Below are 26,283 nucleotides of genomic sequence, written 5' to 3' on the forward strand. Positions count from 1 at the left end.
TCTGGGACGGCACCCTACCTGGCAGTACCGTCGCCAGAAACCCTCGCCCGGAACCCCGGAACGAACCTCTACAGATCAGACCCGGGACTTCCGCCGACGCCACACGACGAGCGGCACCGCACCGGCGAGCCCCAGCGCGCCCGGCGCCGCCGACATCGCGGCGGACAGGCCCGGCTGGTCGAACGTGTCCGGGACGGGCAGCGTGGACCAGCGGGTGGGCGGCCAGGCGATGACGAAGGCGCGGCCCACGACGTTGTCCACCGGGACGAAGCCGCCGCCGGGGTCGTTCTGGTGGTAGCGCGAGTCCAGCGAGTTCTGCCGGTTGTCGCCCATGACCCAGAGCTTGCCCTCGGGGACCGTGACCTTGAACTGCCCGCCGTCATTGCCCTCGGAGCAGGGGGTGGCGCCAGGCTTCACGAACGGCTCGTTGAGTGCCTGTCCGTTGACCATGAGCGGCCCTGTGCCATTGCACTCCACCGTGTCACCGGCCACGCCGACGACCCGCTTGATCAGGTCCTTCTCCTCGGCGGACGGCATCAGGCCGATGAAGCTCAGGACCTTCTGGAACGCGTTGGGGTTCGGGGTCGGCTCGCCCGCGAGCCAGTTGCCCGGGTCGTGGAAGACGATCACCTCGCCGCGCTCCGGCTCGGAGCCGAACCAGGGCGTGAGCTTGTCGACCAGGACGCGGTCACCCTGCTGCAGGGTGTTCTGCATCGAGTCCGAGGGGATCGAGAACGCCTGCACGAGGAACGTCTTGATCAGCAGCGCGAGCAGCAGCGCGATACCGATGAGCAGCGGCAGCTCCTTCCAGAAGGAGCGCGGCTTCTTGTCACCGCCGTCCGCCGTCTCGTCCGGCTGGTCGTTGTCCTCGGCGTCACCGGCACCACGGGACCCGTCATGGGAGTCATCGGAACCGGCCGGACCACCGCCGCTGATCACTTCGCGTTCATCCTCGGGTTCGTCGTGTCCGGATCGTGCGCCGACGGCCAAATCCCCCACATCCACTCCTCGTTCGGTACCGCTGCCTGCGCCAGGTCAGACGCAGGCCTACCACTCCCATAACGAGCGGGAGTTCCGCAGGGGTCGGCGGCAGGGCAGCCCCACCGAAATTGTCTCGGGTCACCCTATGCGACACGTCGCCGGCCGCGGTCGACCCGCCACGCGCGCTCGCGGCATCGGGCACGGAGGCGTACGTGCTGCGTTCCTCGAGCCCGCGCCAGTTGCCGATCGGCCAGGCGATCACGACGGCGCGGCCCACGACGCCGTCCTCGGAGATCGTGCCGCCCTGGCCCTGGTCGATGTGGGCGCGCGAGTCGGCCGAGTCCGAGCGGTGGTCGCCGAGGACGAACAGCCGGCCTTCGGGGACCTTCACGTCGAAGGGGTCGATGGAGGGCTTGTCCCCCGGGTTGAGATACGGCTCGTCGATCGCGACACCGTTGACCGTGACGCGGCCGTCCTTGTCGCAGCACTTGACGCGGTCGCCGCCGACGCCGACGACGCGCTTGATCAGATCCTGCTCGTCGTCCGAGGGCAGCAGCCCGATGAAGGTGAGGCCCTGTTTGATCTGCTTGAGGACCACCGGATCCTCGCCGGCCCTGGCCTCGCCCGGGGGCAGCCAGCCGCCGGGGTCCTTGAACACCACGACGTCCCCGCGCTGCGGCTTCGAGCCGAACCAGGGCGTGAGCTTGTCGACGAGCACCCGGTCGCCGACCTTGATCGTCTGCTCCATGGAGCCGGACGGGATGACGAAGGCCTGCACCAGGAAGGTCTTGAGGACCAGCGCGATCAGGACGGCGACGCCGATGAGGAGCGGCACCTCCTTGACGGCCGAGCGGCGGCGCCGGCGCTTCACCTTCCGCGCGAGCTTGCGCCGGTCGGCCCGCCCCGGAAGGACCGGGCCGCTGGTCGGGCGGGTGCCGGTGGGGAGCCGGGTGTCGGCGCGGTGGTGGGCGCGCGGACGGCCGCGGCTACCCATGGGGCGCCTTCACCGGCCCGGCGCCCTGCTCGATGTCCGCCCACCGTCCGACGGGCCAGCCCACCCACTCGACCCGGCCGACGACCTGCTCGACGGGCAGGAAGCCGCCGCCGGGCGAGCCGAGTCGGTCGCGGGAATCGCTGGAGTCGCTGCGGTGGTCGCCGAGCAGGAAGAGGGTGCCCTCGGGCACGACGACGTCGAAGGGCACGGTCGAGGGGGCGTCGCCCTCGTACAGATAGGTCTCGCTCACCGGCTCGCCGTTCACCTCGATCCTCCCGTCGTCGCCGCAGCAGACGATGCGGTCACCGCCCACTCCCATTACGCGTTTGACGTAGTCGGAGTTCCCGAAATAGCCCGTGCCGTCGAACACCACGACATCTCCACGTTCCGGCGCGGAGCCGAAACGGTACGCCAGCTTGTTGACGAGAACGCGGTCGCCGTTGCGCAGCGTCGGCTCCATGGAGCCGCTGGGGATCAGGAACGGCTGCATCACGAAGCGGCTGACAAGGAGCAGCACCACGGCGATCAGGACGAGCCCGGCGAGGGCCCGGCGCGGCCCCGAGTCGAGCAGCTCGAAGGGCCGAAAACGCGCGGAGCGCGGCCCCTCCTCCTGGTCCCCTGCGGGGGTGGAGGAGCGGTCGCGCTCCGTGCTCTGTGCTTCGGTGTCCATCGGGGCCAGAGCCTATCCGGCCGCCCCGACGGGCCGTACGCGAGTCCCTGGTGCGGGGACTCGCGCGCGCGATCAGTTGTCGCGCTTCTCCTTGATCTTGGCAGCCTTGCCGCGCAGCTCACGCAGGTAGTAGAGCTTGGCGCGACGGACGTCACCGCGGGTGACGAGCTCGATCTTCTCGAAGATCGGCGAGTGCACGGGGAAGGTGCGCTCGACGCCGACGGAGAAGGAGACCTTGCGGACCGTGAAGCTCTCGCTGACGCCCGAGCCCTGGCGGCGGATGACAACGCCCTTGAACTGCTGGATACGGGAGCGGTTGCCCTCGATCACGCGGACGTGAACGTTGACGGTGTCGCCGGGACGGAAGTCCGGGACGTCGCTGCGCAGGGAGGCAGCGTTGACGGCGTCGATCAGGTTGGCCATGATGTCGCTTCCTTCGCCGATGCCACAGGTCATCGACGGGTGAGGTAGATGAGGTTTCCGAGCTGCTTCGCCGGACGGGCGTCATGTCCCCCTGTGGCAGGGGCGCACGCTGGACGTACAGCAGCCGCCTATTCTTCCACGCTCTCGTGCCTGCGCCAAAATCGGCCGCCGGGCTCCGGGGCCCAGCCCAGGATCGAGAGCATCTCCCGGTCCTTCTTGTCGAAGACGGCCGGGTCGCAACGCTCAATGAGATCAGGGCGGTTGGCGGTCGTACGGCGCAGTGCCTCGTCCCGCCGCCAGCGGGCGATCTTGCCGTGGTGACCGCTGAGCAGCACGTCGGGGATGCCGCGGTCGCGCCACTCCGGCGGCTTCGTGTAGACGGGGCCTTCGAGCAGATTGGCCATGGCGCCGGGCGCGAAGGAGTCGTCGCGGTGGGATTCCGCGTTGCCGAGGACCCCGGGAAGCAGCCGGGCCACGGCCTCGGTGATCACCAGGACCGCGGCTTCCCCGCCGGCCAGGACGTAGTCGCCGATGGAGACCTCGTAGACGGGCATACGGGTCGCGTACTCGTCCATCACGCGCCGGTCGATGCCCTCGTACCGCGCCGGTGTGAACACCAGCCAGGGCCGCTCGGACAGCTCGACGGCGAGCTCCTGCGTGAAGGGGCGGCCGCTGGGCGTGGGCACGACGAGCGCGGGGCCGCCGACACCCGCCTCGTAGCCGTCGGCGAGCACCTGGTCCAGGCAGTCACCCCAGGGCTCGGTCTTCATGACCATGCCGGGTCCGCCGCCGTAGGGGGTGTCGTCGACCGTGTTGTGCCGGTCGTAGGTCCATTCCCGCAGGTCGTGGACGTGCACATCGAGCCGGCCGCGGGCGCGGGCCTTGCCGACGAGCGAGACGTTCAGGGGGTCGAGGTACTCGGGGAAGATCGTGACGACGTCGAGCCGCATTACTCCGCGGCCTCCTCGCGGGAGGAAGCACCCTCGGCTTCCGCGCCCTCGGCCTCACCCTCGGCCTCCGCGTCCCGCGCGGAGGCGATCTCGGCGCGGTCGTCGATCAGGCCGGGCGGCGGGTCGATGACGGCCTGCTGCTTCTCCAGGTCGATCTCGACGACGATCTCCTCGACGAACGGGATCATCACCTCGGTCCCGTCGGCCCGCTCCACGATGAACAGGTCCTGCGAGGCGAGGTGCGAGATCTCGGTGATCCTCCCGACCTCGGTGCCGTCGGCGAGCACCACGTCCAGGTCCATGAGCTGGTGGTCGTAGTACTCGTCCTCGCCCTCGGGCAGTTCCTCGGGGTCGACGTCCGCGATCAGGAGCGTGTTGCGCAGGGCCTCGGCGCCGGTGCGGTCGCCCACGCCCTCGAAGCGCAGGAGCAGCCGCCCGCTGTGCACCCGTCCCGCCGCGATGGTCAGCGGACCCGTGGCGGCCGGGTCGGTGGTCAGTACGGCGCCGGGGCCGAGCCTGAGCTCCGGCTCGTCCGTGCGCACCTCTACGGTGACCTCGCCCTTGATGCCGTGGGCGCGGCCGATCCGGCCGACTACGAGCTGCACTGCTTCTCTCCTGGGGTTTCTGCCTTGCGTACGACTACGGGCCGGGGTGGGCCGTAAGCCCTCCCCGGCCCGTGCCGGTACTGCTTTTGGTTCAGCGAACCTGGTCCACGTCGACGAGGTCGACGCGGACACCGCGGCCGCCGATGGCCCCCACGACGGTCCGCAGGGCGCGCGCGGTGCGGCCGTTGCGGCCGATCACCTTGCCGAGGTCGTCGGGGTGCACCCGGACCTCGAGAACGCGACCGCGACGCAGGTTCTTGGAAGCGACCTGCACGTCGTCGGGGTTGTCGACGATGCCCTTCACGAGGTGCTCGAGAGCCTCCTCGAGCATGCTCAGGCCTCGGTCGACTCGGTGGAGGAGGCCTCGGCCTCGTCCGCCTTCTTGTCGGCCTTCTTCGCCTTCGGCGTGATGGCCTCGCCCTTGGCGTCGTCGCCCTCGATGCTCTTCGCGAAGGCGTCGAAGGAGGCGCGCTTGTCTTCCTTCGTCGCCGGCTGGAGCAGCGGCGCCGGGGCCGGCAGGCCCTTGTGCTTCTGCCAGTCACCGGTGAGCTTCAGGATGGCCATGACCGGCTCGGTCGGCTGGGCGCCGACGGACAGCCAGTACTGGGCACGCTCCGAGTCGACCTCGATGCGCGACGGGTTGTACGTCGGGTGGTACAGACCGATCTCCTCGATGGCCCGGCCGTCACGGCGGGTACGGGAGTCGGCGACGACGATGCGGTAGTGCGGCTGGCGAATCTTGCCGAGACGCTTCAGCTTGATCTTGACTGCCACGGGAGTGGTGTCTCCTGGTCTTGACGTGGTTGGGCACATGAGATGCCACGTGGGGTTGCGGTACTCGGGTGCCCGATGGACGCGTCAGCCGGAGGCGAGAGGGTTCCTATGCGGCTGTCGAGTACAGCTAGCCATTGTGCCATACGTGACCGGGGGCGCTCCCCCCGGCCACGTATCGCGGCTCAGCCGACGGCCGCGACGGCCTCAGGGATGCGGAACGGCTTCCCGCAGCCGCCGCACATGATCGGGGCCTGGGCCAGGACCGAGGGGACCACCCGGACATTGCGGCCGCAGTCGCAGACCGCCTTGACGCGGACGCCGCCGCCGGACGAACCGTGGCGTGCGGCCGGGCCGCGGAAGGAGCGGGCCGTGTCCGCCGAGGTGGCGGCCGTGTGCGCCTTGAGGGCGCGCTGCAGCCGCTCGATCGTCGGACGGTAGCGCTTTCTGGCCTCCGTATTCAGCGTGACCAGCGAGAAACCGCTGCTCGCATGGGGCTCCTCCGGGTGGTCGAGCCCCAGCTCCTCGGCGACCGCGAGGAAGCGGCGGTTGTGATAGCGCCCCGCGCGCGAGGTGTCACGGATACCGCGGGCCGCGGCGATCCCGTGCACGGCCTCGTGCAGCAGGCGCTCGAAGGAGAGCTCGGCGCCACAGGCGGACGAGGACTCTCCGATCAGGGATTCGGGCGCGGCAAGATCCGGCAGCTCGGGGTGGAACCGCTGAATGTCGGCCCACGCCTGCGCCAGCTCTGCGGCGAGAACAGGTGGTGTCGTGCTCACGTCGTGATAACGAGCCAAGGGCCTTCGGTGTTCCTATTCCGGGGCATCCCAAATAATTTGCCCGTACCAGTCAGTTGCCGCTCATGCGCCGGGACGAGGGCGGGTGCGCTGATCTGCGGAGATGCCGTATAGCTCGTACTAAGTAGGTACGTAGCGGCGCGTACGCACCGGCGCGTAGGCCCAGTACACGCGCCGGGGCTGCAGATGTCACGCGATGCGCAAGAGGCTTTTCCGCCTCTTTGGAGACGGGCGCTACCGGAGCGGTCCGCCTCAGTTGCCGAGGGCCCCTGCGGCGACCGTATCCGGGACTTCCATGCTTTGCCCTCACCCTCTGGACGCGGGCGCGGATGGGGAGTTGTCTGGCATACGGGGGGAGTGCGGGGCGAACCGTACGTCACATAGGGCACTCTCGGCGATTGGGGCGCACTTCATGACACCTACGCTCGCGCAACGGCACCTCACCCACCCGGGCGTCGCTGCTCCCCGGGCGGCGGATGCCCGCCTTCGCGCGCGGGACTGGGCGGAGATCCAGGAGCGGATGCTCGTACCGCTCTACGAGGCGGTGTACGAGCGGCTCGAAGTGGGCGCGGGAACCCGGCTGCTCGGTCTCGGCTGCGGGTCGGGGCTCGCGCTCCTGATGGCGGCGTCGCGGGGCGCGGAGGTCACCGGTGTCGAGGCGCTGTGTCCGGAACGGCTCACGCTCGCCCGCGAACGCCTGCTGTCCGATGGAGTGCTGGACGGCCGGAGCGCCCGCCTCCTGGAGGACGGTCCCGCCGCCGCGGGGGACCCGCCGTACAACCTCATCACCGCGTTCCAGCCGATCGGCTGCATGGCGGGTGACTCGGAAGGGCTCGCGCCCGTGCTCGCGCGGGCCGCGCCGCTCGCCGAGCGCGGGAGCCCGGTGGTGCTCGCGGGGTGGGGGCCGCCCGAGCGGTGCACCACGTCGTCGGTGCTGCGGGTGGCGACGCGGCTCGCGGATCCGCTGCGGTCGACAGGGAGCTGGCGGCCCTCGGAGCGCGACGACCTGGAGGACGTGGCCCAGCGCGCCGGCCTCCGGCCGGACGGCTCGGGGCGGGTGTCCTGCCCGTTCGGCTACACGGACATGGACAGCGCGGTGCGCGGACTGCTGTCGACGGGGCTCTTCGACGCGGCGGTCGGCGCGACCGACCTCGGGCAGGTGCGCAAGGAGCTGAGGGAAGCGCTCCATCCGCATCTGCGGCGGGACGGGACGGTGTGGATGGCCAATGTGTTCCGTTACTTGGTGGCGCGTTCCTGAACACGCCACCAAGTAACGGCCGCTCACTCCGCCTTCGTCAGGCGGGTGATCCCGGCCGCCCGGTACGCGTCCTCCTCGTCCAGGGTCTCCGCGGCGAGCAGCGCCTCGGAGAGCGCGTCCAGCTTGTCGCGGTGTTCGCGGAGTTGACGGCAGGCCGATTCGTAGCACTCGTCGACGATGCGGCGCATCTCGCCGTCGATCGCGTCGAGCGTCGCGGGCGCGGCAGTCAGACCGTACGGGCTCTGGCTGTCGTTGGGCACGGCCGAGAGGCGGCCGACGCGCTCGCTCATGCCCCAGCGGGCGACCATGCCGCGGGCGAGGTTCGTGACCTGCTCCAGGTCGCTCTCGGCGCCCGTGGTGATCACGCCGAAGACGGTGTGCTCGGCGGCCATTCCGCCGAGCGCGCCGATGATCCGGCCGCGCAGGTACTCCTCCGTGTACGCGTACTTGTCGGCGTCGGGAGTCGACAGAGTGACGCCCAGCGCGCGGCCTCGCGGCACGATGGTGATCTTGCGGACCGGGTCGGCGCCCGGCTGCAGCATGCCGAGCAGCGCGTGCCCGCTCTCGTGGTACGCGGTGCGGCGGCGCTCCTCCTCGGGCATCACCAGCGGGCGCTCGGCGCCGAGTTGGACCTTCTCCAGGGCGTCGGACAGGTCGGACTGGGTGACCTGCGTCTGCTGGCGCTTGACCGCGAGGAGCGCGGCCTCGTTGGCGAGGTTGGCGAGTTCGGCGCCGGTCATGCCCGGGGTCGTACGGGCCACCTGCGCGAGGTCCACGCCGTCCGCGAGCGGGATCTCGCGGGTGTGGATCTCCAGGATCGCCTCGCGGCCCTTGCGGTCGGGCGGGCTCACGGTGACCGTACGGTCGAAGCGGCCCGGCCGGGTGAGCGCGGGGTCGAGGATGTCGGCGCGGTTGGTGGCCGCGAGGACCACGACGCCCTCGGAGCCGGAGAAGCCGTCCATCTCCGTGAGGATCTGGTTGAGGGTCTGCTCGCGTTCGTCGTGGCCGCCCATGCCGCTGCCGCCGCCGCGGGCCCGGCCGATGGTGTCGATCTCGTCGATGAAGATGATCGCGGGGGCCACCTTGCGTGCCTCGGCGAAGAGTTCACGGACGCGTGAGGCGCCGACGCCGACGATCATCTCGATGAACTCGGAGGCCGAGGCCGAGAAGAACGGCACGCCCGCCTCGCCCGCGACGGCCCGCGCGAGCAGCGTCTTGCCGGTTCCGGGCGGGCCCGCGAGGAGCACGCCGCCGGGCATCTTGGCGCCCATCCTGCGGTACGCCTCGGGATTCTTGAGGAAGTCGACGACATCGTTGAGCTCGCCCTCGACCTCGTCGATGCCCGCGACATCCTTGAAGGTGGTGCGCTTGTCCGCCTCCAACTCGACGGGTTTCGGCGGCTGTTTGCGCCCCAGCATGCCGCCCGCGCCGCCGCCCATGCCCGCCGCCATTCTGCGGGCCATGAACATCCACAGCGCGACGAGCAGCAGGATCGGCAGGAGGGACAGGAGCAGGTTGGTGAGGAGGCTGGGCTCCTTGTAGACCGGCTCCGCGGTGACGGTGACCTTCTGCTTGGTCAGCTCGTCCCAGATCTGGTCGTCCGCCCAGCTCGGGCGCTGGGTGATGAACTCCTGATAGGTCCCCTTGCCGCCGTCGGGCGCGTCCACGGACTTCTTCAGGTCGCCCTGGATCTGATCGCCCTTGGCGTAGATCTTCTCGACGTTGCCGGCGTTGAGCTGGCTGCTGAACTCCGTGTACGAGATGGTCCGCGGCTTGTCGTCGCCGAAGAAGCCCAGGATCAGGTTCGTCAGCAGATAGACGAGCAGGGCCGTCCACAGGAGGCTGCGCCAGGACAGCTTCTTCTTCGGCGGGGGCGGCGGCGGTGCGCCCTCGGAGCGCCACGGCTGGTCGGTGCGGTCGCGTGGGGGCACAGGGCTGGGGGCTGTCACGCTCGCCATTATTCGAGAGGCGGGCATTTCCGGCATTACGACTCGGGCCGCAGGGCCCTTGTGCAATATCCAGGATCCTGGTTACTGTCGGCTCCGTGAACGGCATCGACGAGCGCTTCCTCACCCGCAACGGACTCACCGCCCGCCAGCTGGCAGTGCTGCTCCTCGGCCAGGAGCCCGACACCCGGCTCCCCCGGGTGCGCGACCTCGCCGAAGAGCTGAAGGTCGGCAACGGCACGGTCCAGGCGGCCCTCGCCATGCTCGAGGAGTCCGGCGCGATCACCACCCAGGCGCGCGGCCACCTCGGCACGTTCCTGGTCCGCTCCGACCGCGCCATACTGTGGCGCCTCTCCGGCCTCGGCACCCTGCTCGCCGCGATGCCGCTGCCGTACTCCCGCCGGTACGAGGGCCTCGCGACCGGCCTGCGGACCGCGTTCGAGGAGGCGGGCGCACCTTTCGCGATCACGTTCATGCGCGGTGCGACCGACCGGGTCACGGCGCTGGTCGAACGCAAGGTCGACCTCGTCGTGCTCTCGCGCTTCGCCGCGGACCGGCTGATCGAGGCGGGCGAGCCCATCGAGCTGGTCGCCGACCTCGGCCCCGCCACCTACGTCGGCGCCCACGGACTGCTCGTACGCCAGGGCGCCCAGCCCACCCGGCCCGGGCTCCGCGTGGCGATCGACCGCTCCTCGCAGGACCAGTCGATGCTCGTCGAGCGCGCCTTCGCGGGCCGCTCCGACATCGAGTGGATCGAGGCCTCGTACATGCAGCTGCCCGACCTCTTCCGGCGCGCCCGCGTGGACGCCACCGTCTGGAACATCGACGAGCTGGACCGGCTCGGCGGCGAGGTCGTCGACGTCCTGCCGCTGGGTGACGAGATCACGCGGGAGCTGTCGCTGCGCAACTCCTCGGCCGCGATCGTCGGCCGCTCGGAGGGGGCGCACGCACTGGAGGCGGTACGGGACGGGCTCGATCTGTCACTCGTGACGTCACTGCAGCAAGAGGTCCTGCGGGGCGAGCGGATCCCGTCGTACTGAACCCCGCTCAAAGGCCCGACAGGGACGGGACCAAGGCCTCTCTGGAGAATCCAGAATCCTGGTTACTGTCCGAAGTAAACAAGCAGGAAGGGAAGGTCATGGACGATCAGCTCGCACTCCGTATCCAGCTGTTCCGTGAGAGCGGTCAAGTCCGGCCCGAGGTGGCCGACTTCGTGACCGCGGAGCTCGCCGCGCTCTCCGACCGGGGCCGCACGGTCACGGAGGAGTCGGCAGGCATGCTCACCAGCCATCTGATGATGGCGCTGACGCGCCTCCTCGCCGGCGAGCCGATCGAGCAGTTCCTCACCGACGACCAGGTCGAGGCCGAACTCGCGGGGCACCCCGAGGCCTTGGCCGGCGCCCGCGAGGTGTCGGCCCGCGCCGCCACCGCGCTCGGCGCCGAACTCCCCGACTCCGAGGTCAACTTCCTCGCGATGCACCTGGCCGTCCTGGCCCAGCACAGCACCACCGCCTGATCCTCTGCCCCACACTCCCCACCCCTCACTCCCGCCCCTCACACCTCCGTCCTCACACCTCCCTCCTCACGAGAAGGACCCCCATCATGACGAAGATCCTCACCGGCGGCGTCGGCAAGGTCGAGGTCGCCGAAGCGGTCAAGCAGCTCGGTCTCGACGGCGTCGAGGTCATCGTGTCCAGCGACATGGACGCGGCGATGAAGCTCCGCGTCAACCAGGCCGACTTCTACCTCGGCACCTGCCACACCGGCGCCGGCGCCTCCCTCGGCGTGCTCGTCGGCCTGATGGGCCAGGCCGCCTGCCACACCTTCGGCCGCAGCGTTCCCACCGAGGACGAGGTGACCGCGCTGATCGCGGGCGGCAAGAAGGTCTTCGGCTTCGCGATGGACCAGATCGGCGACGTCGCCCCGGTCATCGCCCGCGCCATAGCCGCACGCGGCTGATCCCCCCGCCGTAACCCAGGGCACAAAGGAGTGACCCCGTGATCCCCGCCGCATCCGCCGCCGTCGCGCAGAGCGACCCGCACACCCTTCACCTCGCCGCGAGCAACCTGGACTTCACGCTGTCCCAGCAGCTGATGGTCATCGCCCTGTGTGCGCTCACCGCGTACATCTCGCACATGGCGCTGGCCGTCTTCAACGACGGTGTGCGGCCGTTCCTGCTCGACTTCATCCAGAAGCGCACGACCCGCAGCGCCACCACCGCGGTGTCGTTCGGTCTGTCGGCGGGGTTCATCTTCGGTCTGGGTGCGCCGATGGCGCTGGTGTCAGGGGTCCTGAACCCCTGGCTGCTCTTCCTGCCGACCGACATCCTCGGTCTGCTGTCCCCGAAGAAGTGGCTGGCCCCGCTGCTGGGCGCCGGCTGGGGTGCGGTCGTGGTCTACGGGCTCGGCGGCGCGAACGACCTGGCGAAGAAGCTGCCCGTCGACTTCCTGACGGCGATGCAGCAGATGTCGACGCCGATCCTCTTCCTGTTCACGCTGTTCCCGGTGCTCGCGGTCACCAAGCAGTTCGGCCGCCTTCGCGGCGCGATCGTCGGTGTCGTCGAACTGGCCCTCGTGGTCATGACGATGAAGATCTGGCCCAACATGTTCGCGGGCGCGCTCGCCATGGCCGTCGGTGTCCTCGCCCTCATCGGCTTCGCCATCGACAAGGACCTCAAGCAGCGCAAGGCCGACAAGGCCGCCGGTATCTCGTACGAGCTCCCGGAGGGCGTCGAGGACCCGATGGCCTCGCTGTTCAGCGCGAGCGCGGCGCGGCTGCGCAAGTACCTGCCGCTGTTCATGGTGCTCGGCGCCGGTATCTGTGTCCTCGCCCAGATGAAGATCTTCGGCGGCGGCGAGGCCACCAGCTTCCTGATCGCCAAGGAGCAGTACGCGGAGGCCGCGCAGGTCGACTTCTACCGCGTGTTCGGCTTCATCCCGCTGATCGCGACGACCGCACTGGCCTCGGGCGCGTACGGCATCGCGGGCTTCACCCTCGCGTACCCCATCGGCTATCTGATGCCGAACCCGTTCCTCGCCGCGCTCGCCGGCGCCGCGGTCTTCGCCCTCGAAGTCCTCGCCCTCTCCTACATCGGCAAGGTCCTCGGCAAGCTCCCCAGCGTCCGCGACTCCTCGGAGCACCTGCGCAGCGCGATCAGCGAGGCGCTCGGGCTCGCGATCCTCTTCGGTTCGCTGATGGCGGCCAACGCGATGGGCGGCGGCCTCGGCATCCTCATCTGCGGCGGTCTCTACCTGATCAACGAGGCCATGGGACGGCCGGTCGTGCGCATGGCCGCCGCGCCGGTCGCGGTGATCATCGGCGGCATCGTCCTCAACCTCCTGTACTGGATGAACCTGTTCACCCCGCTCAAGGGCTGACCAGGCCGCGGCTCCCCCACAGCAGCATCCGGCACAGCAGCAGTAAGGCGTACGACATGAACCACCCTCACCACGGGAACCACCTGCAGACCGTCCTCGGCCCCCTCTCCCCCGCCGCCGTCCGCGGCCCCGCCCTCGCCCATGAGCACCTGGCCCTCGACCTGGACCGGACCGGTGACCGGGCGGCCGTGCTCGACCCGGCCGTGCACGGCAAGCGGATCACCGGGGAACTCACTGCCCTGCGCGAGGAGTTCGGGCTCACGCTCGTCATCGAGCTGACCTGCCGCGGCATGGGCCGCGACGCCGAGGCCCTGGCCCGTATGTCCGAGGAGTCGGGCGTCGCGGTGGTCGCCGCGACCGGCTGGTACTACGAGCCCTTCCACCCCGAGGAGATCGGTGACGCGAGCGCCGAGCGGCTCGCGGGCACGCTGATCCGCGAGATCAACGGCGGGATCGGCACGACGGGCGTACGTCCTGGGGTCATCGGCGAGGTCGGCAGCCACGGCGACGTACCGAGCGAGCCGGAGACGCGTTCGCTGCTCGCCGCCGCGAAGGCCGCGGTGGCCACCGGGCTCTCGGTGGCCACCCACGCCCAGCTCGGACACGGCGGGCTCGCCCAGCTCGACCTGCTGACCGGGGCGGGCCTCGCCCCGCAGCGGATCTCGATCGGGCACCAGGACCTGCTCGACGACCCGGCCGTGCACAAGACGCTCGCGGCGAGCGGGGCCTACGTGGCCTTCGACACCGTGGGCAAGGAGAGCTACCAGTCCGACGCGACCCGGCTGCGGCTCCTGCTCCAGCTCCTCGACGCCGGGCACGCCGACCGCGTGCTGCTCAGCTGCGACATCTCGCGGCACGGCTATCTGGAGTCCGAAGGCGGCACGGGATACGGGCACTTGTTCCGTACGTTCCTGGGGCAGGCCAGGGCAGCGGGGGTCGACGAGGACCTGATCGATCTGATGACGCGCCGCAATCCGGTGCGCTTCCTGACGGGCGGCGCCGCCCACGAGGACGTATGAGATGAAGCTCCCCCACGCAACGCTCCCCGAGACCTTTCCGCTGGCCACGGTTCCCCTGCAGGAGGCCGTCGCCAAGCAGTTCCGGCTGATGGAGTGCACGGCCGCCCACTTCGAGGGCGAGCAGCTCTTCAGCGCCGACGCCGGTGTCGTCCCCGGTCTGGGCCGGCCGCGGACCACGGCACGTGTGGAGGCCGTGCTCGCCGCCTTCTTCGGCGCCGAGGACGCCGCGCTCGTGCAGGGCGCGGGCACCGGCGCGATCCGCGCCGCGCTCGCCACCGCCCGCGGCCCGCTGCTCATCCACAAGGCGCCCGTCTACCGCAGCACCGAAGTGACCCTGCGCGGTCTTGGCCTGGAGACGGTCGAGGTCGACTTCAACGACGCCGGGCTGCTGCGGGAGGCCCTCGCCTCCGGCCGGTTCACCTGGGCCTACGTCCAGCACACCCGCCAGCGCCTGGCCGACTCCTACGACCCGGGCGAGGTCCTCGCGGCCTGCCGGGCGGCCGGGGTGCGCACCGTCGTCGACGACAACTACGCGGTGCTGCGCACGCCCGCCGCCGGGGTCGAACTCGGCGCGGACGCCTCCTGCTTCTCCCTCTTCAAGCTGCACGGCCCCGAGGGTGTGGGCGCCGTGGTCGGCGCGCGGGACCTCGTGGCCCGGGTGCGCGCCGACAACTACTCGGGCGGCGGCCAGGTCCAGGGCCACCAGGCCCTCGACGCGCTGCGGGCCCTGACCCACGTACCGGTGATGTGGTCGGTGCAGTCGCAGGTCGGTGCGGAGGTGGCCGAGCGGCTCGCGGCGGGCGAGGTCGAGGGGGTGGCCGAGGTGCGGATCGCGAACGCGCAGGACCGCTGTCTGCTCGTACGCCTCGACCGTCCCGTGGCCCGTGAACTGCCCGCGGTCGCCGCGAAGTTCGGAGCCGCGCCCTACCCCGTGGGCTCCAACTCGCGCTACGAGATCGCCCCGCTCTTCTACCGGATGTCGAGCTCGTCCCTCGACGACGCACCGGAGCTCGCCGACTGGACCGTACGGATCAATCCGATGCGGGCCGGCGCCGACCTGGTGATCGACATCCTGCGCAAGGCCCTTCGCGAGCTGCCCACCACGGGCGCGCCCCACAGCAAGGACTGAACGACCGTGTTCCTCACCAGCCTCCTCGCCCGCAACCCCGGCCTCGCCGCGGCCGCGGCCGAACTGCACCGCACGGGAGCGATCCCGCCGGACACGTACGTGATGGACCTCGACGCGATCGAGGCCAACGCGGCACTGCTCGCCGCCGAGGCCGAACGGCTCGGGCTCACGCTCTGGTTCGTGGTCAAGCAGTTCGGACGCAACCCCGAACTGATCAAGGCCATCGCGCGGCACATCCCTAAGTTCGCGGCCATCGACCCGCCCGAGGCACGCGTCCTGCACGCCGCGGGCGCCGAGGCCGGGAACCTCGGCCACCTCGTGCAGATCCCGCACCGGCAGCTGCCCGGGATGCTGGCCTGGCGCCCGGAGACGGTCACGGTCTTCGACCTGGCCAACGCCCGTGCCGTATCCGAAGCGGCCCGCGAACTCGGCTTCGTCCAGGATGTGTTGATCCGCCTCGAAGGCGCACCCGGCGCCGTCTACCCCGGCCAGGAAGGCGGCGTACCCCTCGACGCGCTCGACGCCTTCGCGGCCGAGGCCGAGCGGCTCGACGGAGTGCGGATCGCGGGCGTGACCGCCTTTCCGTGCGTGCTGTGCGACCCGGAGGACGGCACGCCGCGCGCGACGCCCAACTTCGAGATCGCGCTCAAGGGCCGTGAGGTGCTGGCCGCGCGCGGCCACACCGCGCTCAAGCTCAGCGCCCCCAGCGCCACCTCGATGGCCTCGCTGCCGCTGCTCGCCTCGCTCGGCGCGACGCACGGCGAGCCCGGCCACGCGCTGACCGGCACGACCCCGCTGCACGCGACGGACCCCGGCCAGCCCGAGACGCCCGCGTACGTCTACGTCACCGAGGTCGCGCACACGCTCGCCGACGGGCGGCCCGCGGTGTACGGCGGCGGGTTCTACCCGCGGGCGGGCATCAAGCAGGCTCTCCTTCCCCGTACGGGAACGCGCCTCGCCGTGCTCGACGCCCCCGCCGAGAACATCGACTACTACCGCCTCCTCGAGGCGTCGGACGCGGTCCGGGTGGGCGACACGGCCCTTCTCGCGTTCCGTACGCAGATCTTCGTGACCCGCAGCAATGTCGCGGTGGTCGCCGGCATCTCCACCGGCCGTCCTCGGCTCACCGGCCTGTACGACGCGTTGGGCCGCCCGCAGACGGAGGCGACCGCATGAGCAGCGGCCTCGGTCGTACCGTCATCGTCGTGCTCGACGGCTTCGGTGTGGGCGCGATGCCCGACGCCGGGGTGCTGCGCCCCGGCGACCTGCAGGCCGACACCTGCGGCCACGTCCTCGACCACTGCGCCCGCGCCCTCGGCCGGCCCCTGCACCTGCCCGCCCTCGGCAAGCTGGGCCTCGGGCTCGTCCACCCCCACCGCGACCTGGCCCGCAGCACCCCGCTGCCCGTCGCGGCAGGGCGGGCGGCGCTCGGGTATCCCGGCGCGGACACCTTCGCCGGGCATCAGACGATGATGGGCGCGGACTTCAGCAAGGTCACGGTGGCGCGGCTCGCGGAGCACCTCGACGAGGTGAGCGCCGCGCTGCGCGCCGCGGGCCACCGGGTCGAACTCCTCGACGGAAAGCCCCTGTTGGTCGTGGACGGTTCCGTGCTCGTCCACGACAACCTCGAAGCCGACCCCGGCATCAACTGGAACACCTCCGGCCGCCTGGAGGATTTCCCCTTCGCGTCGATCCTCTCCATCGCCCGTACGGTACGGACGGTCGCCCCGGTCGCCCGCGTGATCGCGGTCGGCGGCCACGCGACGGCGCCCCTCGCCACGTACGTACGCGAAGGAGACGCCTCGACCATCGGCCTCGACACCCCGGCCAGCGGTTTCTACCGCAACGGCGGGCTCGAAGTGCAGCACCTGGGCGCGGAGTTGGACCACACGCGCCAGCTGCCCTCGCTCGCGGCGGCGGCCGGGATCCCGGTGACGCTGGTCGGCAAGGCGGCGGACATCCTGGAGTGCGAGGCGGCCGTACGGCGGCCGGCGGTGCCGACGGCCGAGGTCCTGGCCCACACGCTGGAGGCCGCCCGCCGCCCCGGCCTGACCGTCGCCAACGTCCAGGAGACGGATCTGGCCGGCCACCAGCAGGACGTACGCCGCTTCGGCGAGGTCCTGGAGGAGGTGGACGCGGGGCTCCTGGAGCTGCTGTCGCTCCTCGACTCACCCCGCGACCGGCTGATCGTCACCGGCGACCACGGCAACGATCCGACGATCGGGCACGCGTACCACACACGGGAGTACGTCCCGGTCCTGATCCACCGGCCGGGCGCCGCCGGGGTCGAACTCCTGCCGGATGCCGGGTCGTTGGCGGATGTGGGGGCCACGGCGGCGGTTGCGCTGGGGCTGGATCCGGGAGGGCTGGCGAGCGGGCTTGCACTGCACAGCACCCCGGTCGGTTCCTGAGGACCGAGAAAAGGTAAGGGCTCGGGTCACCGTCACGGTGACCCGAGCCCTTACCCGTACAACCAAGAACCTCAGCCCATGAACTTCTTGAACTCGTCCGGAAGCTCGAAGTCCTGCCCCTGCTGCCCGCCCGGCAGACCGAACGCGCCGCCACCCTGCGCCGCCTGCTCGCGCTTGGCCTGAGCCGCCTGCTCCTCGGCCTTCCGCTTCATCGGGTTGCCCGACTTCCGCTTGCCCTTGGCCTGCTTCTGCTGCTTCTTCTGCCGGCCCGGGCCACCGCCCATGCCCGGCATCCCGGGCATCCCCGGCATGCCACCGCCCTGCGCCATCCGCGACATCATCTTGCGCGCCTCGAAGAAGCGCTCGACCAGGTTCTTGACCGCGCTGACCTCGACACCGGAACCCTTGGCGATACGGGCACGGCGCGAGCCGTTGATGATCGTGGCGTCCGCGCGCTCCGCGGGGGTCATCGACTTGATGATGGCCGCCGTACGGTCCACATCGCGCTCGTCGATGTTGTTGATCTGGTCCTTGATCTGGCCCATGCCCGGCAGCATGCCGAGCAGCTTCGAGATCGAGCCCATCTTCCTGACCTGCTCCATCTGAGCCAGGAAGTCGTCGAGCGTGAAGTCCTTGCCGCCCTTGGCGCTCTGCAGCTTGGCGGCCATCTTCTCGGCCTCGGCCTGCGAGAAGGTCTGCTCGGCCTTCTCGATGAGGCTGAGCATGTCGCCCATGCCGAGGATGCGGGACGCCATGCGGTCCGGGTGGAACGCGTCGAAATCGTCAAGCTTCTCGCCGTTGGAGGCGAACATGATCTGGCGGCCGGTGACGTGCGCGATCGAGAGCGCGGCACCACCACGGGCGTCACCGTCGAGCTTGGAGAGCACCACGCCGTCGAAGCCGACACCGTCGCGGAAGGCCTCGGCGGTGTTGACCGCGTCCTGACCGATCATCGCGTCGACGACGAAGAGGACCTCGTCGGGCTTCACGGCGTCGCGGATGTCCGCGGCCTGCTGCATCAGCTCCTGGTCGATACCGAGGCGGCCCGCGGTGTCGACGATGACCACGTCGTACTGCTTGGTCTTCGCGTACTCGATGGAGTCCTGCGCGACCTGCACCGGGTCGCCCACCCCGTTGCCCGGCTGCGGCGCGTAGATGCCGACGCCGGCGCGCTCGGCGACGACGCTGAGCTGGTTGACGGCGTTGGGGCGCTGCAGGTCACAGGCGACGAGCAGCGGCGCGTGGCCCTGGCCCTTGAGCCACTGGCCGAGCTTTCCGGCGAGCGTGGTCTTACCGGCACCCTGCAGACCCGCGAGCATGATCACGGTCGGGCCGGACTTGGCGAAGCGCAGCCGGCGGGTCTCGCCGCCGAGGATGCCGATGAGCTCCTCGTTGACGATCTTGATGACCTGCTGCGCCGGGTTCAGCGCCTGCGAGACCTCGACGCCGGCGGCGCGTTCCTTGACCTGCTTGATGAAGGCGCGCACGACGGGCAGGGCGACGTCGGCCTCGAGCAGCGCGATACGGATGTCCCGTGCCGTGGCGTCGATGTCCGCCTCGCTGAGGCGACCCTTGCCGCGGAGGTTCTTGAATGTCGCTGCGAGGCGGTCGGAGAGAGTATCGAACACGGCGGTCGCGAATCCTCGGGTCGGGGGCGGGCGGGCATGTGCGCCTTCCAGGGTATCCGGCGCCGCAAGCAGTCAGCTCTCGTGGCCGGGACTCCGGTCGGTGGGGGTACGGGTGGGGCGCCTGCGGCGGGCTTTCTCCCCCACCCCGCCCCTTCCCGAAACCGAGGGCTTCGCCCCCGGACCCCCCTCATCCGAACTTCGTTCGGATCGCCTCAAACGCCGGCGGGGCTGGGTTGGCCTGCGTTACCCCAGTGCCCCCTCCACCCCCCGCACCACTTCCGCCGCATCCCCCGCAGCCAACGGCGCCCCCTCCGGTCCGGTGACATAGAACGCGTCCACCGCGTTGGACCCCAGCGTGCTGACGTGTGCCGAGCGCACCCGCACGCCCGCTGCCTCCAGGGCGCGTCCGATCCGGTGCAGCAGGCCGGGTGCGTCCTGGGCCCGTACCTCGATCACCGTTGCCAGCCGCGAGCCCGCGGGCGCGACCGACACCCGGGCCGGCGGAGCCACGGCCCCTCGGCGCCGCGGATACGCCGCGTCCCGCTCGGCGAGCCGGGCGGCGATGTCGAGGGAGCCGTCCAGGGCGCGTACGAGGTCGGCGCGCAGCCGGGCCGCCTCGGGCAGCGAGCCGTACTCGGCGGCCACCCGCCACTGCAGCAGCAGTACCGAGCCCGCAGCGGCCCCGGATTCCACCTCGTCCGGGAGCGACACCACCCCCAGATCCGCCGTCCGCACGGTGAGCCGGTGCATCGCGAGGACGCCCGCCACCGCGGGCAGCACGCCCGGCTGGTCGGGCACGGCCACGAGGAGTTCGACGCCGACGGGTTCGTCGGACGCCGTTCCCTCGGTCTGCGCCCGGAGCGCCAGAACCGGCCCTCCGGTGCGGAACGCCTCCAGTGCGAGCCGTTCCTGCTCGACGGTGTTCGGCAGCGAGACAGGATCGGGCACCGGCCCCCCGGCGAGCACCGCCCCCACCCGCTTCACCAGGTCGGCCACCAGGGAGCCGCGCCACGAGGACCAGGCGGCGGGCCCGGTCGCGTACGCGTCCGCCTCCGTGAGCGCATGCAGCAGTTCCAGGGTCGAGGCGGATCCCACCGCCTCCGCCACGGACCGGATGGTGGCCGGATCGTCCAGGTCGCGCCGGGTCGCCGTGTCGATGAGCAGCAGATGACACCGTACGAGCGTGGCGATCACCTCGACGTCGGCGCGCTCGAAGCCGATGCGCGCTGCCACGTCCCGCGCGATGACCTCGCCCGCCTCGGAGTGGTCGCCGGGCCAGCCCTTGCCGATGTCGTGCAGGAGCGCGGCGACGAGCAGCAGGTCGGGCCGGTGCACGCGCCGGGTCAGTTCCGCGGCCTGGACGGCGGCTTCGACGAGGTGCCGGTCCACGGTCCAGGTGTGCACCGCGTTGCGCTGCGGACGGCAGCGCACACGCTCCCAGTCGGGCAGCAGCCGGGTGATCAGGCCCTCGGCCTCCAGGGCCTCCCACACGGCGACCGTCGGCCGCCCGGCCCCGAGCAGCGTCACGAACTGCTCGCGCGCCTCGGCCGGCCACGGCGTGGGCAGAGCACGCGTCATGCTCGCGAGCGCCCGTACGGCGTGCAGGGAGAGCGGGAGTCCGGCCTGGGCGGCGGCCGCGGCGGCCCGCAGCGGGAGCACCGGATCGCGTTCGGGCCGCGCCACGCGCGCGAGCACCACCTCGCCGTCCTGCTCGACCACTCCTTCGGCGAGCGGGGTGCGCTCCGGAACGGCCTTCCCGCCACCCAGCATGGCCCGCAGCCGCGGCTTCGCCTTCCGCGCCCGCAGCACCCGGCTCACCTCGCGCCAGGTGACGTCGCTCGCGTACGAGATGGTCCGGGCCGCTTCGTATACCTGCCGCAGCAGCGCGTCGGCGTCCAGCAGGCCCAGGGATTCGGCCACTTGGTCCTGCTCCTGCAGCGCGAGCCGGTCGGTGGCGCGCCCGGTGACGAGGTGCAGGGCGTCGCGGACGTCGAGCAGACGGCGGCGCGCCTCGTCGAGTCCGGCGCGGGGCGCGTCGGCGAGCCAGGAGGCCGCGACGGCGCGCAGGGCGGTGGCGTCGCGCAGACCGCCGCGCGCCTCCTTGAGGTCGGGTTCGAGCAGGTACTGCAACTCGCCCTGCCGCTCGGCGCGCTCCGCGCACAGCTCCTGCAGCTCACCGAGCCTGCGCGGTGCTTGGTTGCGCCAGTCGGCGAGCACCGCGGTCCGCAGTCCGGCGGTGAGCCCCAGGTCACCCGCGACATGCCGGGCGTCGAGGAGGCCGAGCTGGACCTTGAGGTCCTCGGCCGCGGTCCTGCGCGCCTCGCCGGGGGTCCGTACGGAGTGGTCGAGGGCGAGCCCGAGGTCCCACACCGGGTACCAGATCCGGTCCGCGAGCGCGGCGATCTCGCCGGCGCCCGCGCTGCCGTCGTGCAGCAGGAGCAGATCGAGGTCGCTGCGCGGCGACAGCTCCCCGCGGCCGTATCCCCCGACGGCCACGAGCGAGGCGCCCTTCACCGGACCGAAGAGGCCCGCCAGCCACTCGTCCGTCAGCTGCGCCAGGGCCGCACGGCGCGGCGGCCCGGACTGCGCCTCCCCCTGAAGGAGGCGCAGCCGGGCCGCCGCATAACCGCTGGGTCCTGAATCCCCCACAGATTCCGTCGTGGTGTCCGTAGTCGTCACCCAGCAGCTCCTTGCCTTTTCAGTTGCCACTCAGAGCGCGTCGGGTCCGCGCTCGCCGGTCCTGACGCGTACCGCCGTCTCGACCGGGATCGACCAGACCTTGCCGTCGCCGATCTTGCCGGTGCGGGCGGCCTTCACGACGACATCGATCAGCTGCTCGGCGTCGTCGTCCTCGACCAGGACCTCGATACGGATCTTCGGTACGAGGTCCACGGTGTACTCGGCACCCCGGTAGACCTCGGTGTGCCCGCGCTGGCGGCCGTAGCCGCTGGCCTCGGTGACGGTCAGACCGTGCACGCCGAAGGCCTGCAGGGCCTCCTTGATCTCGTCGAGCCGGTGCGGCTTCACGACCGCGGTGATCAGCTTCATGCGTCAACCTTCTTTGCGGGTGCGCCGGCGTCCTGGGCCGTGGCTGAGGGCGGTGCGGGAACCGAGGCGGTACGAGGTGCCGCACCGCCGCCCGCGCCGCTGAAGTCGTAGGCGGACTCGGCGTGTTCGACCGTGTCGATGCCCGCGACCTCGTCGTCCTCGGCCACGCGCATGCCGATCGCCTTGTCGATGACGAAGGCGAGGATGGCAGAGACGACAAGGGAGTACGCGAGGACCCCGAAGACTCCAGCGGCCTGCTTGCCGAGCTGGCCGAGCCCACCGCCGTAGAAGAGACCCGCGGCGTCCGACTGGACACCGCCGGTGGCGAAGAAGCCGACGAGCAGCGAGCCGACGATGCCGCCGACGAGGTGGACACCGACGACGTCGAGCGAGTCGTCGTAGCCGAACTTGAACTTGAGGCCGACGGCCATGGCGCACAGCACACCGGCGATGGCACCGACGGCGATGGCACCGAGCGGCGAGACGGCACCGCCGGACGGGGTGATGGCGACGAGACCGGCCACGGCCCCCGAGGCCGCGCCGAGCGTGGTGAACGCGCCGTGGCGGATCTTCTCGTACGCGAGCCAGGCCAGCATCGCGGCGGCCGTGGCCACCTGCGTGTTGACGAACATGACCGCGCCGACACCGTCGTCGTTGCCGAGCCACGAGCCGGCGTTGAAGCCGAACCAGCCGAACCACAGCAGACCGGCGCCGAGCATCACGAGCGGCAGGGAGTGCGGCCGCATCGGGTCCTTCTTGAAGCCGACGCGCTTGCCGATCACGAGGATCACACCGAGGGCCGCGGCACCGGCGTTGATGTGCACGGCGGTACCGCCGGCGAAGTCGATGACGCCGAGCTCGAAGGCCCAGCCGCCGGTACCCCAGACCCAGTGCGCGACCGGGAAGTAGACGATCGTGGCCCACAGGGCGATGAACAGCGCCCAGGCCGTGAACTTCACACGGTCCGCGAGCGCGCCGCTGATCAGGGCGGGCGTGATGATCGCGAACATCAGCTGGAAGACGGCGAAGACATAGACGGGAATCGTGTAGCCGTCCCAGAGCTGGGTGATCCCGAGCCCGCTGAGGCCGACGTAGTCGCCCTCCCAGCCGAAGAGGCCGCCGGTGTCGGTGCCGAACGCGATGCTGAAGCCGTAGAGCACCCACAGGATCGTGACGATCCCGAGGCTGATGAAGCTCATCATCAGCATGTTCAGCGTGGACTTGACGCGGACCATGCCTCCGTAGAAGAAGGCAAGGCCGGGCGTCATCAGCATCACCAGGGCGGAGCAGATGAGCATGAACCCGGTGTTGGCAGAGGAGAGCGTGGGCTCCTCTGCGGCGAGCAGGATGCCTGGGGGCATCGGCGTCTCCTCGTCGTCGTGTACGGCCCGTGCGGGCGAAGCGCGGTGCATGAGGGGTGGGCCGGTTATTGGCCAGAGATTCCCGCGCCGCGGTTTCGAGGAGTGCCGCTCGATGTTTCGCGGCAGTGACGAAGAGGTCGTGCGTGTTACGCGTACATGAACTGCCCCGGTCGGGGGGCTTGCCCGCATTCCTCCCGGGCGGCCCACAAAAAACCGGCCGCGGGGGCCATCCGATTGACCTGGCGGTGGGGGAGCCGAGTCGGGTGGTTCGGATGGCCGGCCGCGGCCGGAGTCTCGTGGGTGGTGCGGGTGACTACACGGCCTCCGCCGCCTCGGGCAGCTGCCGGGTGAGCCGGTCGGTCAGGTCGTAGATGGTGGTGTCCTCGCCGTAGGTGCGCACCACGGTGTCGAGGGTCTTGCGCAGCCGCGTGTTGACGCGCTCGGAGCGCACCTTCTTCGCGACGGTCAGCGCCTTCTCGGCGAGGACGACACTCTGCTCGGGCTCCTTCTGGAGCAGATGCACGGTCGCCATCCCGATCAGATTCAGCGCATACGAGCGCTGGTGCTCGCTGTCCTTCGCGAACAGCTCGACCGCGCGCTCCATGACGGGCTGGGCGAGCGAGGCGTAGGTGGGGCTGCGGCCCGCGACGTAGGCGAGGTCGCGGTACGAGTGTGCGTTCTCCCCGTTGAGCTCCGCCTCGGAGAAGAAGCGGATCCAGTCGGGCTCGGGCTCGCTCGACTCCAGCGCGTCCGCGAAGGTGTCCTCGGCCATCCGCACGGCCCGCTTGGTCTTGCTGGGCTGGCCCATGTTCGCGTACGCCCGGGCCTCCATCGCATACAGCATCGCCTGGGTGCGCGACGTGGCGCAGTCCCGACTGCCGTACTGCGCGAGGTGGATGAGCTCGAGGGCGTCGTCGGGACGGCCGAGATGGATCATCTGCCGGCTCATCCCGGAGAGGATGTACGAGCCGAGGGACTTGTCGTTGCCTTCCTTCGCCGCGTGCAGCGCGAGCACGAAGTATTTCTGCGCGGTGGGCTGCAGACCGACGTCATAGCTCATCCACCCGGCCAGCTCGGCCAGTTCGGCCGCGATCCGGAACAGCCGCCGCTGGGTCTCCTCGGGCTGCGGCTCCTGCAGCAGATCGGTCACCTCGTGGAGCTGGCCGACGACGGCCTTGCGCCGCAGACCGCCGCCGCACTGCGCGTCCCACTGGCGGAACATCACAGTGGTGGATTCGAGCAGGTCGAGCTCGGGGCCGGAGAGCCGCGTGCCGCGCCGGATCGGGGTGGCGGGCTCAGGGGCGAGGCCGCCGGCGGGGCTCGGCACCAGCCAGCGCTGCATCGGCTCGATCAGGGCGGGACCGGCGGCGAGGGCGAGGGAGCTGCCGAGGAAGCCGCGGCGGGCGAGCATCAGGTCGCTGCGCGAGAACTCGCTGATCATGTCGACGGTCTGCTCGCCGGTCCAGGGCAGGTCCACACCGGACACGGACGGCGCCTGGTGCGCGGTGCGCAGACCCAGGTCCTCGACGGCGACGACGGCGCCGAAGCGCTCGGAGAACAGCTCCGACATGATCCGCGGGATCGGCTCGCGCGGCTGCTCGCCGTCCAGCCAGCGGCGTACGCGGGAGGTGTCGGTGGAGATGTGGTTCGCGCCCATCTGGCGGGCACGGCGGTTGACCTGACGGGCCAGCTCGCCCTTGGACCAGCCGCTCCGGACGAACCAGGACGTCAGCTGCTCGTTGGGGCGCTTCTCGGCATGCGAACCGCTGCCTCCCGTGCCGCCCACTGGAACGCCCCCATCCCTGAAGTCAACTCTGCTCGGACTCAAGTCCTTACAGAATGCCGTGAGTTATGTCTCCCTGTCCGGCACTTCGCCACCCGTCGAACAGGAAACCGACTTGCCTCCGGCATACCCGCAACCGCATACATCTCTCGGCCTGTGAACCGAAAGTAATCCTACGATCACCCTCCCGGCGAGGGCGTTCCGAGAAACGCCACCTTTCGCCACCCCTTCGAATGAACTCAGTTGCCGCTACACGCGATTCACTTGACACATGACGGACGGGAGTGGGCGGAGCGAAGCGCACCGGGGCGCGCGCCGGTCGTCGCACCACCCGAGCCCCCTCCGGGCGCCGCACCTGACCCTTGGGGCGCCGTTGCACGGAGAGTGAGGGGCGCACTCCGGCTCGTAACCATGGACGCGTTCGACCCGTTGGAGGGGGCATGGGCTTCACGATCGGCGGCAGCCGCGGTATCCGCGAGAACCGCACCGGTGCACGGCGGCGCGGCCGTATGTCCGAGTGCACGGCCGTGGCCGAATTCACCGGACTGTGGGGCTGGTCCGTCGTCCCGGGCGCCCGGGCCGCGTCCGGCAGCTGCTCCTGCGGCGACACACGGTGTGAGGCGCCCGGCGCCCACCCCCTCACCTTCGCCGGCGAGCTGCCCGCGGGCGCCACGCTCGACGAAGTGACGCACGCCTGGGGCGAGTTCCCCGGCGCCGCCGCGATGCTCCCGGTCGGCCGCACCTTCGACATCCTCGAGGTCTCCGAGTCCGCGGGCCGCCGCGCGCTGATCCGTCTGGAGCGCATGGGCCTGCCCCTCGGCCCCGTGATCTCCACCCCGGACCGCCGCGCCCAGTTCTTCGTCGCCCCGGGCGCCGCGGCCGAACTGCCCGCGCTGCTCTACCGGATGGGCTGGGACGACGCCGACCTCGACCTGCGGGGCCTGGGCCGCGGCGACCACATCACCGCTCCCCCGTCCGACCGCGCGGGCCTCGGCCCGGTCCGCTGGCTGCGCGCGCCGGACCTCGACTCCGCCTCGAATCCGCCCCAGGCACGGCTGGTTCTGGGCGCGCTGGCCTACGCGTCGCACCGCACCTAGCCCGCGCCCGGCCCCACCCGGCCCCTGCCGCCGCC

The 26,283-nt window shown here is 70.9% G+C and carries 25 protein-coding genes; 10 read left to right on the plus strand and 15 right to left on the minus strand.

All coding sequences use genetic code 11. From position 1 onward, the window contains the following. Nucleotides 1–75 precede the first annotated feature (75 nt). From lepB (ACIBI4_RS30000) to ACIBI4_RS30040, 9 genes are all read right to left on the minus strand, one after another. A complete protein-coding gene (gene lepB / locus ACIBI4_RS30000; RefSeq protein ID WP_399207284.1) occupies nucleotides 76–1,005 on the minus strand; it encodes a signal peptidase I in 930 nt (309 codons plus the stop codon). Beyond that, nucleotides 947–1,975, minus strand: coding sequence for a signal peptidase I (lepB, locus tag ACIBI4_RS30005; RefSeq protein WP_399207285.1), 1,029 nt, complete (start codon nucleotides 1,973–1,975; stop codon nucleotides 947–949). Before lepB (ACIBI4_RS30005) ends, lepB (ACIBI4_RS30000) begins: the two co-directional genes overlap by 59 nt. Next, nucleotides 1,968–2,645 carry a signal peptidase I gene (gene lepB / locus ACIBI4_RS30010; RefSeq protein WP_399207286.1) on the minus strand — a complete coding sequence of 226 codons (678 nt, stop codon included), beginning with the start codon at nucleotides 2,643–2,645 and terminating at the stop codon, nucleotides 1,968–1,970. The genes lepB (ACIBI4_RS30005) and lepB (ACIBI4_RS30010) overlap by 8 nt, the downstream gene beginning before the upstream one ends. A gap of 72 nt (nucleotides 2,646–2,717) precedes the next feature. Further along, complete coding sequence (gene rplS, locus ACIBI4_RS30015; RefSeq protein ID WP_399207287.1) at nucleotides 2,718–3,068, minus strand: 50S ribosomal protein L19; 351 nt, start codon at nucleotides 3,066–3,068, stop codon at nucleotides 2,718–2,720. Nucleotides 3,069–3,196: 128 nt separating this feature from the next. Continuing rightward, nucleotides 3,197–4,018, minus strand: a complete 822-nt coding sequence (gene trmD, locus ACIBI4_RS30020) for a tRNA (guanosine(37)-N1)-methyltransferase TrmD (protein WP_399207288.1) — start codon at nucleotides 4,016–4,018, stop codon at nucleotides 3,197–3,199. Next, nucleotides 4,018–4,623, minus strand: a complete 606-nt coding sequence (gene rimM / locus ACIBI4_RS30025; RefSeq protein WP_399207289.1) for a ribosome maturation factor RimM — start codon at nucleotides 4,621–4,623, stop codon at nucleotides 4,018–4,020. Before rimM ends, trmD begins: the two co-directional genes overlap by 1 nt. A 91-nt stretch (nucleotides 4,624–4,714) precedes the next feature. Further along, complete coding sequence (locus ACIBI4_RS30030) at nucleotides 4,715–4,954, minus strand: RNA-binding protein (RefSeq protein WP_165332918.1); 240 nt, start codon at nucleotides 4,952–4,954, stop codon at nucleotides 4,715–4,717. 2 nt (nucleotides 4,955–4,956) lie between these two features. Then, nucleotides 4,957–5,397, minus strand: coding sequence for a 30S ribosomal protein S16 (gene rpsP / locus ACIBI4_RS30035; protein WP_399207290.1), 441 nt, complete (start codon nucleotides 5,395–5,397; stop codon nucleotides 4,957–4,959). A gap of 182 nt (nucleotides 5,398–5,579) precedes the next feature. Further along, nucleotides 5,580–6,173: a hypothetical protein gene (locus ACIBI4_RS30040; protein ID WP_399207291.1), complete on the minus strand. Its 594-nt coding sequence runs from the start codon at nucleotides 6,171–6,173 to the stop codon at nucleotides 5,580–5,582. 430 nt (nucleotides 6,174–6,603) lie between these two features. On the opposite strand from ACIBI4_RS30040, the gene ACIBI4_RS30045 reads away from it, so the two are divergent. Then, complete coding sequence (locus ACIBI4_RS30045; RefSeq protein ID WP_399207292.1) at nucleotides 6,604–7,449, plus strand: SAM-dependent methyltransferase; 846 nt, start codon at nucleotides 6,604–6,606, stop codon at nucleotides 7,447–7,449. Between the two features lie 23 nt (nucleotides 7,450–7,472). Here the strand turns inward: ACIBI4_RS30045 and ftsH are convergent, their stop codons facing one another. Beyond that, nucleotides 7,473–9,398, minus strand: coding sequence for an ATP-dependent zinc metalloprotease FtsH (gene ftsH / locus ACIBI4_RS30050; protein ID WP_399207293.1), 1,926 nt, complete (start codon nucleotides 9,396–9,398; stop codon nucleotides 7,473–7,475). A 95-nt stretch (nucleotides 9,399–9,493) separates the two neighbouring features. Between ftsH and yhfZ the strand changes: the two genes are divergently transcribed. From yhfZ to ACIBI4_RS30090, 8 genes are all read left to right on the plus strand, one after another. Next, nucleotides 9,494–10,435: a GntR family transcriptional regulator YhfZ gene (gene yhfZ, locus ACIBI4_RS30055; protein WP_399207294.1), complete on the plus strand. Its 942-nt coding sequence runs from the start codon at nucleotides 9,494–9,496 to the stop codon at nucleotides 10,433–10,435. A gap of 98 nt (nucleotides 10,436–10,533) precedes the next feature. After that, nucleotides 10,534–10,911: a PRD domain-containing protein gene (locus ACIBI4_RS30060; protein WP_399207295.1), complete on the plus strand. Its 378-nt coding sequence runs from the start codon at nucleotides 10,534–10,536 to the stop codon at nucleotides 10,909–10,911. An 86-nt stretch (nucleotides 10,912–10,997) separates the two neighbouring features. Next, entirely contained in the window at nucleotides 10,998–11,354 is a 357-nt protein-coding gene (locus ACIBI4_RS30065; protein ID WP_399207296.1) for a DUF2620 domain-containing protein, read from the plus strand. Between the two features lie 134 nt (nucleotides 11,355–11,488). Continuing rightward, nucleotides 11,489–12,772, plus strand: coding sequence for a YhfT family protein (locus tag ACIBI4_RS30070; RefSeq protein ID WP_399207350.1), 1,284 nt, complete (start codon nucleotides 11,489–11,491; stop codon nucleotides 12,770–12,772). A 56-nt stretch (nucleotides 12,773–12,828) separates the two neighbouring features. Beyond that, nucleotides 12,829–13,791, plus strand: coding sequence for a phosphotriesterase (locus tag ACIBI4_RS30075; RefSeq protein WP_399207297.1), 963 nt, complete (start codon nucleotides 12,829–12,831; stop codon nucleotides 13,789–13,791). A 1-nt stretch (nucleotide 13,792) separates the two neighbouring features. Continuing rightward, a complete protein-coding gene (locus ACIBI4_RS30080) occupies nucleotides 13,793–14,920 on the plus strand; it encodes an aminotransferase class V-fold PLP-dependent enzyme (RefSeq protein ID WP_399207298.1) in 1,128 nt (375 codons plus the stop codon). A 6-nt stretch (nucleotides 14,921–14,926) separates the two neighbouring features. After that, the gene (locus ACIBI4_RS30085) at nucleotides 14,927–16,096 is read left to right on the plus strand and encodes an alanine racemase (protein WP_399207299.1); all 1,170 of its coding nucleotides are present in this window, start codon (nucleotides 14,927–14,929) and stop codon (nucleotides 16,094–16,096) included. Then, nucleotides 16,093–17,331: a phosphopentomutase gene (locus ACIBI4_RS30090; RefSeq protein ID WP_399207300.1), complete on the plus strand. Its 1,239-nt coding sequence runs from the start codon at nucleotides 16,093–16,095 to the stop codon at nucleotides 17,329–17,331. The genes ACIBI4_RS30085 and ACIBI4_RS30090 overlap by 4 nt, the downstream gene beginning before the upstream one ends. 71 nt (nucleotides 17,332–17,402) lie before the next feature. Here ACIBI4_RS30090 and ffh read toward each other — a convergent pair whose 3' ends face one another. From ffh to ACIBI4_RS30115, 5 genes are all read right to left on the minus strand, one after another. After that, on the minus strand, nucleotides 17,403–18,959 hold the full coding sequence (ffh, locus tag ACIBI4_RS30095) for a signal recognition particle protein (RefSeq protein ID WP_399207301.1): 1,557 nt from the start codon (nucleotides 18,957–18,959) through the stop codon (nucleotides 17,403–17,405). 243 nt (nucleotides 18,960–19,202) lie between these two features. Next, entirely contained in the window at nucleotides 19,203–21,638 is a 2,436-nt protein-coding gene (locus tag ACIBI4_RS30100) for a [protein-PII] uridylyltransferase (RefSeq protein WP_399207302.1), read from the minus strand. Between the two features lie 30 nt (nucleotides 21,639–21,668). Then, nucleotides 21,669–22,007 carry a P-II family nitrogen regulator gene (locus ACIBI4_RS30105; protein ID WP_030231663.1) on the minus strand — a complete coding sequence of 113 codons (339 nt, stop codon included), beginning with the start codon at nucleotides 22,005–22,007 and terminating at the stop codon, nucleotides 21,669–21,671. Next, complete coding sequence (locus ACIBI4_RS30110; RefSeq protein WP_399207303.1) at nucleotides 22,004–23,368, minus strand: ammonium transporter; 1,365 nt, start codon at nucleotides 23,366–23,368, stop codon at nucleotides 22,004–22,006. The genes ACIBI4_RS30105 and ACIBI4_RS30110 overlap by 4 nt, the downstream gene beginning before the upstream one ends. Nucleotides 23,369–23,681: 313 nt before the next feature. Further along, on the minus strand, nucleotides 23,682–25,154 hold the full coding sequence (locus tag ACIBI4_RS30115; protein WP_399207304.1) for a hypothetical protein: 1,473 nt from the start codon (nucleotides 25,152–25,154) through the stop codon (nucleotides 23,682–23,684). Nucleotides 25,155–25,591: 437 nt separating this feature from the next. Between ACIBI4_RS30115 and ACIBI4_RS30120 the strand changes: the two genes are divergently transcribed. Next, the gene (locus tag ACIBI4_RS30120) at nucleotides 25,592–26,248 is read left to right on the plus strand and encodes a bifunctional DNA primase/polymerase (protein ID WP_399207305.1); all 657 of its coding nucleotides are present in this window, start codon (nucleotides 25,592–25,594) and stop codon (nucleotides 26,246–26,248) included. Nucleotides 26,249–26,283: the final 35 nt, after the last annotated feature.

It is taken from the genome of Streptomyces sp. NPDC050418 (assembly GCF_044458745.1).
Taxonomy (GTDB): Bacteria; Actinomycetota; Actinomycetes; order Streptomycetales; family Streptomycetaceae; genus Streptomyces.